This window comes from Serratia sp. Sp408 (assembly GCF_057180665.1).
On record NZ_JBXUFT010000009.1, the window covers coordinates 22,953 to 37,094 of the forward strand.

A 14,142-nucleotide genomic window follows, 5' to 3' on the forward strand; every position below is an offset into this window, starting at 1 on the left:
TTTTAGTCAAATTCCAGTTCCACCTGCTCATTGCCTACCAAAGTCCGCAAATCTATCAACAAGCGGTCGGTGGGCGTCACACGCCAGGTTGCGCCAAAACGCAGCTTGGCCCGTGCGTCGATCCGTTGATAGTAGAGATGCACTGGAATCGTCCCCGAGCGATGGGGTTCCAACGACTGACGGAGACGGTTCAAAAGCTGGTCATCAATTTGCCTGTCAGTCAGCGAGATAGCAAGCCCGCGAGCGTATTTTTCACGTGCTTCGCTGATGTCCATGAGCTCACGGGCAGTCATTTTAAGCCCGCCGCTAAAGTCATCAAAGCTGACCTGTCCACTGGCAATCAGGATACGGTCTTTTTCCAACAAATGCTGGTATTTTTCCAACGCATCGGTGAAAAGCATCACTTCCAGACGCCCGGAACGGTCATCCAGCGTACAAATCCCGATGCGATTGCCACGCTTGGTGACCATCACCCGCGCAGCGACCACCAAGCCAACGGCGGTGGTCATTTTGCCCCGATCCGTCGGGTGCATGTCTTTCAAACGCTGGCCACCGGCGTAACGTTCGATTTCCTTAAGGTACTGGGTAATCGGGTGGCCGGTCAGATACAGCCCCAGCGTCTCCCGCTCACCGTCCAGCACCACCTGCTCTTGCCACGGTGCAACGTTGGCATAAGATTGCTCAACCTGCTCCGGCGCTTCCGCCAGCACGCCAAACATATCCACCTGGCCGATGGCCTCGGCTTTGGCATGCTGATCGGCCGCTTTCAGCGCGTCACCGAGCGAATTCATCAGCGCAGCGCGATGCGGTCCCAGGCGGTCAAACGCCCCGGACATGATCAGCTTTTCCAGAATGCGGCGGTTCAGCTTTTTGATATCAGAACGCGCGCAAAGGTCGAACAAGTCCTTGAAGTAACCCTGTTCGCCGCTGTTGCGCGCTTCAATAATAGCTTCAATTGGCCCTTCCCCCACACCTTTAATCGCGCCGATACCGTAAACGATTTCGCCGTCGTCATTGACGTGGAAGTGGTATTGGCCACTATTGATGTCTGGCGGCAGGATTTTTAGCCCCATCCGCCAGCACTCATCCACCAGCCCGACCACCTTGTCGGTGTTGTCCATATCGGCGGTCATCACCGCCGCCATAAACTCGGCCGGGTAGTGCGCCTTCAGCCACAGCGTCTGATAAGATACCAGCGCATAGGCCGCGGAGTGGGATTTGTTAAAGCCGTATCCCGCGAACTTCTCTACCAGATCGAAGATCTTGATCGACAGTTCACCGTCAATGCCCCGCGCTTTCGCCCCATCTTCAAAACCGCCACGCTGCTTGGCCATTTCGACCGGGTTCTTTTTACCCATCGCACGACGCAGCATATCCGCGCCGCCCAGCGTATAGCCAGCCAGCACCTGGGCAATCTGCATCACCTGTTCCTGATACAGGATGATGCCGTAGGTTGGCTCCAGTACCGGTTTCAGCGACTCATGCTGCCATTGAATGTCCGGGTAGGAGATCTCTTCACGGCCGTGCTTACGGTCGATAAAGTTATCCACCATGCCAGATTGCAACGGCCCCGGACGGAACAGCGCCACCAGAGCGATCATGTCTTCGAAGCAGTCCGGTTTCAGACGCTTGATCAGATCCTTCATGCCGCGCGATTCAAGCTGGAATACCGCAGTGGTTTCCGAGCGTTGCAGCATATCGAAGCTTTTCTTGTCGTCGAGCGGGATAGCGGCGATGTCGATCGGCGGCAGGTCGGTCTTGGCGCGCCGCTTGTTGATCATCTCCAGCGCCCAGTCGATGATGGTCAGGGTACGCAGGCCAAGGAAGTCGAACTTCACCAGCCCGGCGTATTCCACGTCGTTTTTATCGAACTGGGTAACCGGATGGTTGCCTTCCGCGTCGCAATACAGCGGAGCAAAATCGGTGATCTTGGTCGGCGCGATCACCACGCCGCCGGCGTGCTTCCCGGCGTTACGCGTCACCCCTTCCAGTTTGCGCGCCATGTCGATCAGCGCCTTGACCTCTTCGTCCGCTTCGTAGATTTCCGGCAACTGCGGTTCGGCGGCAAAGGCCTTTTCCAGCGTCATGCCCGGATCGGGCGGCACCAGTTTTGAAATGCGGTCGACAAACCCGTATGGATGGCCCAGCACGCGGCCAACGTCGCGAATTACCGCTTTGGCCGCCATGGTGCCGAAGGTAATAATCTGTGATACCGCTTCGCGACCGTACATCTCCGCCACGTGCTCAATCACCAGATCGCGTTTTTCCATGCAGAAATCGACGTCGAAGTCAGGCATCGAAACACGTTCAGGGTTAAGGAAACGTTCGAACAGCAGATCGAATTCCAGCGGGTCGAGGTCGGTGATCTTCAACGCATAGGCCACCAGCGAGCCGGCGCCGGAGCCTCGCCCTGGCCCTACCGGCACGTTGTTATCCTTCGACCACTGGATGAACTCCATTACGATCAGGAAGTAACCGGGGAACCCCATCTGGTTGATCACCTTCAGTTCGATATCCAGACGCTCATCGTATTCTGGCCGACGTTGGGCACGGACTTCAGGATCGGGGAACAGGAACTCCAGACGTTCTTCCAGCCCTTCTTTGGATTTGGCTACCAAAAAGTCTTCGGTAGTCATATCACCGGTTGGGAATTGCGGCAGGAAGTATTCACCCAGACGAATGGTGACGTTACAGCGTTTGGCGATTTCAACGCTGTTGATCAACGCTTCGGGAATATCGGCAAACAGCTCGCACATCTCGTCTTCATTGCGCATGTATTGCTGCGGGCTGTAATTGCGCGGACGTTTAGGGTCATCAAGGGTGAAGCCGTCGTGGATCGCCACGCGGATTTCATGGGCGTCGAAATCGTCTTCAACCAGAAAACGCACATCGTTGGTCGCCACCACCGGTAAATCACGCTCGGTCGCCAGGGCTACCGCGGCGTGCAGGTAGTTTTCTTCATCCGGCCGCCCGGTGCGGATCAGCTCCAGGTAGTAGTTATCGGGGAAATACTGCTGATAGAACGCCAGACACTGCTCAACCTGCGCGTGGTTGCCGCGCAGCAGAAATTTGCCAACGTCGCCCATCCGCCCGCCGGATAGCAATATCAGCCCTTCGCGGTGTTCTACCAGCCAGTCACGGTCGATGATAGGACCGGCGGCGCCGTAACCGCGTTGATAGGCGCGGGAGATCAGCAAGGTCAGGTTCTGATAGCCGTCGTTGTTGGCGGCCAGTACGGTAAGCTGCGCCAGCTCATCGCCCAGCACATCGCTTTGCACATGGAAATCTGCGCCAATGATCGGTTTGATACCGGCGCCGTGCGCGCTGCCATAAAACTTGACCAGACCGCACAGGTTGGTGAAGTCGGTGATTGCCAGGGCCGGCATGGCTAACGCAGCGGCTCTTTTCACCAACGGCCCGACTTTGGCGAGCCCGTCGATCATCGAGTAGTCGCTGTGAACGCGTAAGTGAATAAAACGGGGTTCGGCCATATCCTGATACCAGAAATGTGTGAATGTCATAACGTGGCGTCAAGCCGCTACCAGGGTATTTGTCATCCTGCTGCGGGGTAACGCACGTTACATTTTATTCAGCAAAAGGTGCGGCTTCCAGCGCTCTTCTTACCGGTGCAAAACTGCGTCGATGATGCTGCGTCGCACCATACTGCGCCAGCTTTTCCAAATGGAACGCGGTCGGATAGCCTTTATGCTGGGCAAAGCCGTAAGCCGGGAACGACAGATCCAGTTCGGCCATTTCGCGATCGCGCGTCACCTTGGCCAGAATCGACGCGGCACTGATTTCGGCAACCCGGCTATCGCCCTTCACTACCGCTTGCGAACGCATCGGCAGTTTCGGGCAACGGTTGCCGTCTATCAGCACCAGATCCGGCGTTATCGCCAAACCGGCCACCGCTCGCTGCATCGCCAGCATCGTGGCGTGCAGAATGTTCAAACTGTCGATTTCAGCAGGTTCTGCTCGGCCAAGGCTCCAGGCCTGGGCTTTGTCGATAATTTCGTCGTACAACGCCAGGCGACGTTTTTCACTCAGCTTTTTGGAATCGGCCAGGCCAACGATAGGACGTGCCGGATCGAGGATCACTGCGGCAGTCACTACCGCACCGACCAACGGGCCGCGCCCGACCTCGTCTACGCCGGCGATACATTGCGCCGTCGGATAAACAAAGGGTTCAATCATGCTTTTGCCAGCTCCAACACAGCCTGAGCGGCCTGTTCGTCAGCGCCACAGCGAATGCTCTGGTGCAATTCAAGGAATGTCTGTTTCAACTGCTCCGCTTGCGGGCTATCTTCCAGCAGAGGCAGCAGCGCGGCGGCCAGCTTGTCCGGCACGCAGTCATGCTGCAACAGCTCGGTGACGATTTCGCGCCCGGCCAGCAGGTTCGGCAATGAGACATACGGGGTCTTCACCAACCGCTCCGCCAGCCAAAAGGTAAACGGCTTCATGCGGTAACCGACCACCATCGGGCATTTTGCCAGCATGCACTCCAGCGCGGCGGTACCAGACGCCAGCAACGCGGCGTCGCTGGCCAGCATCGCCTCACGCCCTTTGCCGTCAAGCAAATGCGCCGGCAGTTCCGGCGCTACTTCCGCCTTGATGCGTTCAAACTGTTCACGCCGTTTGGCATTGACCAGCGGAACCACAATCTCCAGGTCGGGATAGCGCGTACGCAGCAACTGGGCAGTTCTAAGGAAATCCGCGCTGAGCATTTCCACTTCCGCACCGCGACTGCCCGGCAACAACGCCAGACAGCGGGCCTGAGGGTCAATGCCCAATGTGGCGCGCGCCGCCAGCTTGTCGGGCTGCAACGCCATGGCATCGGCCATGGTGTGGCCGATAAAGCGGCAGGGAACGTTGAAACGATCGTAAAACGCTTTTTCAAAAGGGAGAAACGCCAATACCAGATCGGTCGCTTTGCCAATTTTGAAAACGCGCTTTTGACGCCAGGCCCACACTGATGGGCTGACATAATGGATGGTGCGAATACCGCGTTGCTTCAGACGCCCCTCCAACGTGATGTTGAAGTCCGGCGCATCAATGCCAACGAAGACATCGGGGGCAAGCTCGCTAAAGCGGCGGGTAAGATCCTTGCGGATCTTCAACAGGCGAGGCAAGCGCTCAAGCACTTCCACAATGCCCATCACCGCCAGCTCTTCCATTTCATACCAGGCTTCACACCCTTCGGCCTGCATCAACGGGCCGGCAACGCCGACAAAACGCGCGTCAGGGTGTTTTGCCTTGAGCGCACGGATCAATCCGGCGCCAAGAATATCACCGGACGTTTCGCCGGCGACCAAACCGATAGTCAATGGACGCTTAGACATGGGTTAGCGAATGATACCGCGGGTGGAACGATTAAAGAAATCAAGGTATTGCTGTACCACCGGCTGCTGCTGTGCCAGGGCTTCGATTTCCGCTTTCGCTTCATCCAGCGTTTTTTCACTGCGATAAAGGATCTTGTAGGCATTGCGAATCGCCTGCATTTCGTCTTTATCAAATCCACGGCGTTTCAGGCCCACCGCGTTAACGCCGAACGGCGTAGCGTGGTTGCCTTGTGCGATGACAAAAGGAGGCACATCCTGTGCAACACCGGAGCAGCCGCCAACCATCACGTGTGCGCCGATAATGCAGAACTGATGAATGGCCGTCATACCGCCGATGATCGCATGATCGTCAATTTCCACATGGCCTGCCAGCGTTGCATTGTTGGCAAGAATGCAGGAATTACCCACCACGCAGTCGTGAGCAACGTGTACGTTGACCATCAGCAGGTTGTCATTACCCACTTTGGTTACGCCGCTACCCTGAGCCGTGCCGCGGTGGATGGTGACGCTTTCGCGGATGCGATTGCGATCGCCGACTTCGACACGCGTAGGTTCACCGGCGTATTTCAGATCCTGGTTCACTTCACCGATGGAAGCGAACTGGTAGATCTGATTGTCGCGGCCAATCCTGGTAATGCCATTGACCACAACGTGCGACTTCAGCAGCGTGCCCTCGCCGATTTCCACCTGCGAGCCGACGTAACTGAAGGGACCGATATGCACGCCAGCGCCGATAACGGCGCCTTCTTCAACAATTGCGCTTGGGTGGATAAAGGCGGTTTTGTCTATCACGGATTATGCCTCCCGGCTGCGGGCACACATCATGGTTGCTTCGCAGACAATTTTACCGTCAACGGTCGCCACGCCTTTAAAGCGCGTCAGACCACGGCGGGTTTTCTCGAAAGTGACTTCCATGATCATCTGATCGCCAGGTACCACTGGGCGCTTGAAGCGCGCTTCGTCGATACCGGCAAAGTAATATAGCTCGCCCGGTTCCAGTTTACCCACGCTTTTGAAGGCCAGAATGCCGGTGGCCTGCGCCATGGCTTCCAGGATCAATACGCCAGGGAAAATCGGTTTGCCAGGGAAGTGCCCCTGGAAAAACGGCTCGTTTACGGAAACGTTCTTCACCGCACGCAGATATTTATGCTCTTCAAACTCAAGTACACGGTCAACCAGCAAGAATGGGTAACGATGAGGGAGCAGTTCCAAAATTTCTGCAATATCTAGAGTATGAGTGTCGATAGTCAAAATACTCTTCCTGTCTCTAAAATCTGATGGCATCAACAACACGGCCTGCGTTGACCCCAAAAAGGAGATCATCAGGCAGGCCGCAAATTAACAACTATTTGCGCTTTTGGCCGCCATAGAGCGACCAACGCGTTTCGTTTTTCTACCCAGTAAGGCTCAGGCGGACGGCAGTGATTAGTCTTTTCCGACTTTTCGTTCGACAGCTTTTAAGCGTTTGCTAATCTCATCGATATTCATCACCAACGCGGCGGTTTTACGCCAAACTTTGTTGGGTTGTAACGGAATGCCCGAAGAGTATACCCCAGGTTCGGTGATTGGTCGCATAACCATTCCCATTCCTGTCACTACCACCTTGTCGGCAATCTCCATGTGACCATTAATCACACTGGCGCCACCGATCTGGCAATAGCGGCCAATTTTCAGGCTGCCGGCCATGATAACGCCGCCGGCAACGGCAGTATTCTCACCAATCACCACGTTATGTGCAATCTGGCATTGGTTGTCAATGATAACACCATTCCCGATATGAGTGTTATCCAAGGCACCGCGATCGATGGTGGTGCAGGCGCCAATCTCAACGCGATCGCCGATAATCACCGTGCCCAACTGGGGAATTTTAATCCAGTTGCCACGCTCGTTGGCATAACCGAAACCATCAGCGCCGATTACCGTTCCGGCCTGAATCAGGCACTGCTGCCCGATGACCACCTCATGATAAACGGTAACGTTAGCCCAGAGACGCGTACCTGCGCCAATGTGTGCATTCTTGCCGACAAAACACCCGGGACCGATAACCACGTTATCGCCGAGTACGGCACCCGACTCAATCACCGCATTGGCACCGACGGCAACATGCTCGCCAAGCTGTGCGTCAGGAGCAATCACCGCGCTCGGCGCGATATCCTGAGCCGGAGCCGGCGTGGTGTCCATCAATTGCGCCATGCGCGCATAGGTCAGATAAGGATTTTTCACCACCAGTGCCGCGCTGCGGCAGTGAGGCAAATCTGCTTCGGTCAGCACCACGGCGCTGGCCTGGCAGGAGGACAACCGCTCTTGATAACGGCTGTCTGACAAAAACGTGATTTGGCCCGCTTGTGCCGAATGCATAGAAGCAATGCCGGTGATGACGAGATCGCCATCACCGTGCAATTGTGCATCCAACTGCTGTGCTAAATCAGCCAGTCGAATTGAAGGCATGTTGTTATTTAACCTGTTTCAGCACGTCAGCAGTGATATCTTTTGAAGAGCCTGCGTAAGCGACGGCGTTAGCGTCGATCACCACGTCATAGCCTTCTTTGCTGGCAACAGATTTCACTGCATCCTGAATACGGCTCAGGATTTTGTTACGTTCTTCCATTTGACGACGACGGTTGTCCTGCTCAAAAGCCTGGGCTTTCTGAGAGAACTGCTCGCGTTGAGCCATCACGTCTTTTTCCAGCTTGCTGCGTTCGCTTGCCTTCATGGTAGAACCATCACGCTGCAACTTCTGCATTTTGGTTTGCAGGCTGCGTTCCATGTTCTGGAGTTCGCCCGCGCGGCCCTTGAATTCGTTTTCCAATTGTTTAGCAACGGTCTCACGTGCTGGCAACTGTTGGAAAATGCTGGAAACGTTGACGACAGCAATCTTGTCAGCTGCCTGAACGCCCGCTGAAGCAGCCATTGCTAAACCGAGGCCTGCGGCACACAACCACTTTTTCACTATAAACTCCTTACCATCACCCGTTTGTGTCATATGACACTTGAAATACACAATCTGCCAGACTTATCTCAAGACACAATGAGACTTATCTCTCTCTGCTCCGCCGACGGTCTGGCACCTGTGATTCTTAGCTACTGCTAAACCCAGAGATGAGACCCGTTACCAGGTCTTACCAATGTTAAACTGGAACTGTTCGGATTTGTCGCCTTCGTAATCCTTGAGCGGATTGGCATAAGAGAACACCAACGGCCCAAGCGGTGACATCCACTGCAATGCAATACCGGCGGAAACACGGATGTTACCCGGTTTGCTGTAGTCCGGTATGTCATAACCGGTGGTTTGACTGCTATCCCAGTTGGTATCCCACACGGTACCCGCATCGACGAACAGCGACGTGCGCACCGAGTTGGCGTACTTCTCGCTGATAAACGGCGTTGGGGTAATCAACTCCATGCTGGCCACCGCCATCGCGTTACCGCCCACCGCATCGTCGGAACCACAAATCTTGGTGCCGTTGCTGCAGCTGTAGGAGTTGGAATTGTAGTACACCGCCTTCGGACCAATGGTATTGGACTGGAAGCCACGCACGGTGCTTGAACCACCGGCATAGAAGTTCTCGTAGAACGGCATTTCCTTGCCGCCCAGACCGTCGGCATAGCCCAGACGGCCACGCCCCAGCAGAACCCAGGTACGGTCGTCGTTGATCGGCACGTACTGCACGCTGTCCAACGTCACTTTGTAGTATTCGTTGTCAGAACCAGGAATGGTGACTTTACCGTTCAAGGTGGTGCGGTTACCGGAGGTCGGGAAGTAACCACGGTCCAGATTGTTGTAAGTCCAGCCCAGGTTCAGCGTGAAATCGTCAGCCTTGTAGCTGGCGCGATCCGTGGTGTTCGGATCCTGGCCCATCGATTCGAGATAACGCCACATGGCGATCTGCGGCTGCATGTCGGACAGGCTGTTATGCACATAGCCCAGACCGGCGCGCAGCGAGTTGTTCTCGTTGATCGGGAAGCCCAGCGTGCCGTCTACACCGTAACTGCTGTTGGTATAGTCGGACAGATCCGCATCATCCGCCTTGAAGTCGTTGTAGAAGATACGACCGCCCAGACTGACACCGTCAACGGTGAAGTACGGGTTGGTGGCGGACAGTTCTGCATAGGTCTGGTAATCGTTCTTGGTGCCGCTGACGCCAACCGAGTAACCGGTACCCAGCCAGTTGTCCTGCTGCACGCCGACCTGGAAGCTGACGCCGCTTTCGGTGCCGTAGCCGACGCCGAAGTTGAAGGTACCGGTGTTGCGCTCCTTGACCTTGTAGGTCACGTCAACCTGGTCGGCGGTGCCTGGCACACGTTGGGTTTCAACGTCAACGGTTTCAAAGTAACCCAGGCGGTTCAGACGCTCTTTGCCCTGTTCGACCTGATCGTTGCCCAGCCACGCCCCTTCCATCTGACGCATTTCACGGCGCAGAACGGAATCTTTACTGGTGTCGTTGCCTTCAAACTTGATGCGACGCACATAGAAACGGTTGCCTGCATCGATGTTGACGTGCAGCTTGACGGTCTTGTCGGCGTCGTTGATTTCAGGCTGGGTCTGTACCCGCGGATAGGCATAACCGTAACGGCCCAACATCTTCTTGATGTTGTCTTCCATCTTGGTCACTTTGCTACCGTTGTACAGTTCGCCCGGCTCGATTTTGGTCAACTGGGCGACTTCGGCCGAATGGCCCGCCAGGTTGCCGTTCACCACCACGTCGGAAAGCTTGTACTGATCGCCTTCGGTAATGTTGACGGTGATGTAAATGCCTTTTTTGTCCGGCGTCAGGCTGACCTGCGTCGAATCAATGTTGAAGCGGGCATAACCGCGGTCTAGGTAGAAGCTGCGCAGGGTTTCGAGATCGCCCGCCAGTTTCTGCTTCTGGTATTTGCGATCGCCAACCACGTTCCACCACGGCACCTCATCACGCAGTTGGAAGCGTGAAATCAGCTCATCGTTGGTGAAGGCATGGTTGCCGACGATGTTGATTTGTTGAATTTTGGCGGAAACCCCTTCCGTGAACACCAGTTTCAGGTCAACACGGTTACGCGGCAACGGCGTTACCACGGCTTTCACCGAGGCGCTGTATTTACCGACGCTGTAATAGAAGTCTTCCAGGCCTTTTTCAATACTGGAGATCGTGGTGCGGTCGAGCGCCTCGCCAACCCGGACGCCAGAGGCTTCCAGGTTCTGCTTGAGCATATCGTCCTTCACCGACTTGTTACCGGAGAAGGTGATGCTGGCTATGGTAGGGCGTTCCTTAACCTGAACGATCAAGGTATTACCATCGCGCAGTACGCGCACGTCCTCGAAGTTGCCAGTGGCAAACAAGGCACGGATGGTATTACTGATATCATCGTCAGTGACGGTATCGCCTACGCGAACCGGCATGTTGAGTAACGCCGCACCGACGGCGACCCGTTGCAGGCCTTCGAAATGAATATCTTTCACTACGAACCCGTCTGCACCGTATACGGTGGCGCTGCCAAACAGCAGCGACGCTATGAGCAACTTTTTCATCGCCATCGTTGTTATGCGTTCTTCCTAACCTATCCCCGCCCCTAAAGGCGAGAAAAATCATTGAAAAGTGCAAGACCCATTAACAGCACCAACACGATCGAACCAATGCGGTAGCTGTAGTCCTGTACTCGCTCGGAAACCGGCCCACCCTTCAGCTTTTCTATCGCCAGGAAGAGGAGATGCCCACCATCTAACACCGGTAATGGGAACAGGTTGATGATACCCAGGTTAACGCTAATCAACGCCAGGAACATCAGGTAATACACGAACCCTACCCCGGCTGACGCCCCTGCTCCCTGCGCAATGGATATCGGGCCGCTCAGGTTATTCAGCTTTACATCACCGGTTATTAACTTGCCCAGCATGCTGACCGTTAACCGCATCAGCTGCCAGGTTTTGTCCCCGGCCTGATACAACGCCGGGAACGGCCCATACTGGCGAATCGTTTTGTACTCATCCGGCAGCGGCAACACCTTCGGAATAATGCCGGCAAAACCCACGCTTTTCCCTTCGCCCACCGGTTTTGTATCCGGTATCAGCGTCAAAGACAAGGGGGCGCCGTTTCTTTCAACTTCTAAAACCAGCGGTTGCCCGGGGCCGTCGTGAATGCGTTTCACCAGCGTTTGCCAACGACCCAACAGCTGCCCATCGACTTTAACGATCCTGTCACCGGCTTGCAAACCCGCTTTTTGCGCCGCGGACCCGGTTTGCACTTCGGCAAGCACCGATTCGATTTGCGGGCCACGCGGAATAATGCCCAGTGAGACCACCGGATCCTGCTTGTCTGGTTCAAAGCTCCACTGGCGCAAATCCAGGGTTTTGTTCACCAACTGCGACGAACCAAACGGCGCGACACCCACCTCGGTTTGCGTATCGCCAATTTTGGTAACCAGCGCCAAACGAACTGATTCCCAGTCAGGCGTTTCGATACCGTCAACCGACTTTAGTTCCATTCCCGGCGAAATTTGCGCCTGAGCGGCAATGGATTGAGGAGATATTTCGCCAATCACCGGACGGAAACTGGGCACGCCGATGATAAACACCAGCCAGTAGGCAAGAATGGCAAAAACAAAGTTGGCTATCGGCCCGGCGCTGACGATGGCTGCGCGCTGCCAGACGGTTTTGTTGTTGAAGGCCTGATGACGCAGCTCCGGAGCGACCGTCTCGACGCGTTCGTCGAGCATTTTCACGTAGCCGCCCAGCGGGATCAGCGCGATGACGAATTCGGTACCGTGCCGGTCGGTGCGTTGCCACAGGGCGCGGCCGAAGCCGATGGAAAAGCGTTCAACGCGGACGCCGCAGCGTCGAGCCACCCAAAAGTGCCCGAACTCATGCACGGTGATCAACACACCGAGTGCAATAATAAACGCTACCAGGTTCCAGAGCACGCTGAACATCATCCCTTCACTCCCCGTCAACGACGGATTAAAACACTAACAGCATCAGGCAGGCAAATACAGGCACGGCCGCGGTCAAACTGTCGATACGATCCAGAACCCCGCCATGGCCAGGTATCAGATGACCGCTGTCCTTGATGCCCGCTTCGCGTTTGAACATGCTCTCGGTCAGATCGCCCAGCACCGATGCCAGCGCGGCAATGATTGAACAGACCAGCAAGGTGGCCGGTATCACGTTCAATGGCGCATAGCGGCCAAACAGCCATGAAATAACTGCCGAGGTCACCAGCCCACCGATCAACCCTTCCCAGGTTTTTCCGGGCGAGACCTTTGGTGCCAGCTTGTGCTTACCCAGCATTTTGCCGAATACGTAGGCACCTGAATCCGCTCCCCATACCAGTAGCATCACATACAGCAGCCACCAGGCACCGGTAAAATGATTTTGTTCATAGCCGAACTGGCGCAACGCCACCATGCCCCAGAAAAACGGCACGATGGTCAATACGCCAAACAGCAGCCGCAACGGGCGCGAATTACGCCACAGGGCGGCTGAGCCCGGATAGAACAGCACCAGCAGCAACGCCGCCAGCCACCAGCCCATCGACGCCCATAACGGCCCACCGACCTGCAACAGATGTACCGACTGGTGATAGGCAGGCACGCTGAGCATCATCAACGCCAGCAGGAACCCGCAGAGTATCGCTAACCAGATTCGTTGGGAACGGGAAGCAAAACCAGCCAACTGGCCCCACTCCCAGGCTGCTAACATGCATACAACCAGCGTTACCAGTGCAAATCCCACCGGCGGCAGCAAAAACAGCGCTGCGATAACGATCGGTATTAAAATCAGAGCAGTTATGAGGCGATACTTCAGCAAAAGTTCCCCCTAGGACGCATTGACGCCGATAGGTGTTGTTCCCCCGAAGCGACGCTCACGTTGTGCAAATGCATTCAGCGCACCTTCAAAGACAAGTTCATCAAAATCAGGCCAGAGTACATCAGTAAAGTAAAGCTCGGCGTAAGCTATTTGCCATAATAAAAAGTTGCTGATGCGGTGCTCGCCACCGGTACGGATCACCAGATCCACCGGGGTCAGTTCGCTCATGCAGACCTGCTCGCTCAGCAATTCTTCATTAATCTGGTCCGGGCGCAGTAAACCTTCCTGCACGCGTTCGGCCAGGCGCTTCACTCCCTGAATGATATCCCAACGGCCGCCATAGTTGGCAGCAATGTTGAGCGTAAGACCATCGTTATTTTCTGTCAGTTGCTCGGAGCGGCGGATCCGCTCCTGCAAACGTGCGCTGAAACGGCTGACATCGCCGATTACGCGCAACCTGACGTTATGTTTGTGCAGGCTTTTTACTTCGCTGTCCAGGGCTCGGACAAAAAGCTCCATTAACGCTGAGACTTCCTGTGCCGGACGATTCCAGTTCTCACTGCTGAAGGCATAAAGCGTGAGCGCATCCAAATGATGGCTGGCAGCAAAGCTAACGGCTCTACGCACCGATTTCACCCCTGCTTTATGACCGAAGACACGTAACTTGCCCTGACGTTTAGCCCAGCGTCCGTTGCCGTCCATAATGATGGCGACATGACGAGGCCCAAAGATGGACGGATTAGCCTCTTGTTGATTTTCGGACGACATAACGCGTACTTATTTCCTCAATAGAAACACAAAAGCTTTTCCGGAGCACAGGCCCTTGCGCGCAAAAAAAGCCGTGTGCCCGACACGGCTTTTCAGTCTGCACGTCCTGAGCATGCCGATGATATTCGGAATGCAAATGGCTTTTCGACCGCCAATCAGGCCTTTATTCAACGGCATAACCGTTGGCAGGTGGCGCAGACTATATCACCTCAGCGAGGCCTGAACAAACAGGCCACGGCGGTGCGCGCAATTTAC

Annotated in this window: 11 protein-coding genes; all 11 read right to left on the minus strand. The window is 55.4% G+C overall.

Features of this window, described 5'->3' with window-relative positions:
• Positions 1 to 2: 2 nt before the first annotated feature.
• Complete coding sequence (gene dnaE, locus AC2AXP_RS20220; RefSeq protein ID WP_039992597.1) at positions 3 to 3,491, minus strand: DNA polymerase III subunit alpha; 3,489 nt, start codon at positions 3,489 to 3,491, stop codon at positions 3 to 5.
• Positions 3,492 to 3,585: 94 nt separating this feature from the next.
• Entirely contained in the window at positions 3,586 to 4,194 is a 609-nt protein-coding gene (gene rnhB / locus AC2AXP_RS20225) for a ribonuclease HII (RefSeq protein WP_004959254.1), read from the minus strand.
• Complete coding sequence (gene lpxB / locus AC2AXP_RS20230) at positions 4,191 to 5,339, minus strand: lipid-A-disaccharide synthase (protein ID WP_484381902.1); 1,149 nt, start codon at positions 5,337 to 5,339, stop codon at positions 4,191 to 4,193. The genes rnhB and lpxB overlap by 4 nt, the downstream gene beginning before the upstream one ends.
• Positions 5,340 to 5,342: 3 nt before the next feature.
• Positions 5,343 to 6,131 carry an acyl-ACP--UDP-N-acetylglucosamine O-acyltransferase gene (lpxA, locus tag AC2AXP_RS20235; RefSeq protein WP_004959245.1) on the minus strand — a complete coding sequence of 263 codons (789 nt, stop codon included), beginning with the start codon at positions 6,129 to 6,131 and terminating at the stop codon, positions 5,343 to 5,345.
• A gap of 3 nt (positions 6,132 to 6,134) precedes the next feature.
• On the minus strand, positions 6,135 to 6,590 hold the full coding sequence (fabZ, locus tag AC2AXP_RS20240; RefSeq protein ID WP_147415637.1) for a 3-hydroxyacyl-ACP dehydratase FabZ: 456 nt from the start codon (positions 6,588 to 6,590) through the stop codon (positions 6,135 to 6,137).
• Between the two features lie 174 nt (positions 6,591 to 6,764).
• A complete protein-coding gene (gene lpxD, locus AC2AXP_RS20245; RefSeq protein ID WP_198773918.1) occupies positions 6,765 to 7,787 on the minus strand; it encodes a UDP-3-O-(3-hydroxymyristoyl)glucosamine N-acyltransferase in 1,023 nt (340 codons plus the stop codon).
• A gap of 4 nt (positions 7,788 to 7,791) precedes the next feature.
• A complete protein-coding gene (gene skp / locus AC2AXP_RS20250) occupies positions 7,792 to 8,289 on the minus strand; it encodes a molecular chaperone Skp (RefSeq protein WP_039991812.1) in 498 nt (165 codons plus the stop codon).
• A 159-nt stretch (positions 8,290 to 8,448) separates the two neighbouring features.
• A complete protein-coding gene (gene bamA, locus AC2AXP_RS20255) occupies positions 8,449 to 10,851 on the minus strand; it encodes an outer membrane protein assembly factor BamA (protein WP_004959239.1) in 2,403 nt (800 codons plus the stop codon).
• A 35-nt stretch (positions 10,852 to 10,886) separates the two neighbouring features.
• Entirely contained in the window at positions 10,887 to 12,242 is a 1,356-nt protein-coding gene (gene rseP / locus AC2AXP_RS20260; protein ID WP_039992593.1) for a sigma E protease regulator RseP, read from the minus strand.
• A 28-nt stretch (positions 12,243 to 12,270) separates the two neighbouring features.
• Positions 12,271 to 13,119 (minus strand): phosphatidate cytidylyltransferase, encoded by an 849-nt coding sequence (gene cdsA, locus AC2AXP_RS20265; RefSeq protein WP_004959236.1) that lies wholly within the window; start codon positions 13,117 to 13,119, stop codon positions 12,271 to 12,273.
• A 9-nt stretch (positions 13,120 to 13,128) separates the two neighbouring features.
• The gene (gene ispU / locus AC2AXP_RS20270; RefSeq protein ID WP_004959232.1) at positions 13,129 to 13,887 is read right to left on the minus strand and encodes a (2E,6E)-farnesyl-diphosphate-specific ditrans,polycis-undecaprenyl-diphosphate synthase; all 759 of its coding nucleotides are present in this window, start codon (positions 13,885 to 13,887) and stop codon (positions 13,129 to 13,131) included.
• Between the last annotated feature and the right edge of the window lie 255 nt (positions 13,888 to 14,142).

What these genes read in the sequence shown, in the direction of transcription:
- dnaE (WP_039992597.1), bottom strand. Translation starts at nt 3,491, where the DNA reads ATGGCCGAACCCCGTTTTATTCACTTACGCGTTCACAGCGACTACTCG.
- rnhB (WP_004959254.1), bottom strand. Translation starts at nt 4,194, where the DNA reads ATGATTGAACCCTTTGTTTATCCGACGGCGCAATGTATCGCCGGCGTA.
- lpxB (WP_484381902.1), bottom strand. Translation starts at nt 5,339, where the DNA reads ATGTCTAAGCGTCCATTGACTATCGGTTTGGTCGCCGGCGAAACGTCC.
- lpxD (WP_198773918.1), bottom strand. Translation starts at nt 7,787, where the DNA reads ATGCCTTCAATTCGACTGGCTGATTTAGCACAGCAGTTGGATGCACAA.
- bamA (WP_004959239.1), bottom strand. Translation starts at nt 10,851, where the DNA reads ATGGCGATGAAAAAGTTGCTCATAGCGTCGCTGCTGTTTGGCAGCGCC.
- rseP (WP_039992593.1), bottom strand. Translation starts at nt 12,242, where the DNA reads ATGTTCAGCGTGCTCTGGAACCTGGTAGCGTTTATTATTGCACTCGGT.
- ispU (WP_004959232.1), bottom strand. Translation starts at nt 13,887, where the DNA reads ATGTCGTCCGAAAATCAACAAGAGGCTAATCCGTCCATCTTTGGGCCT.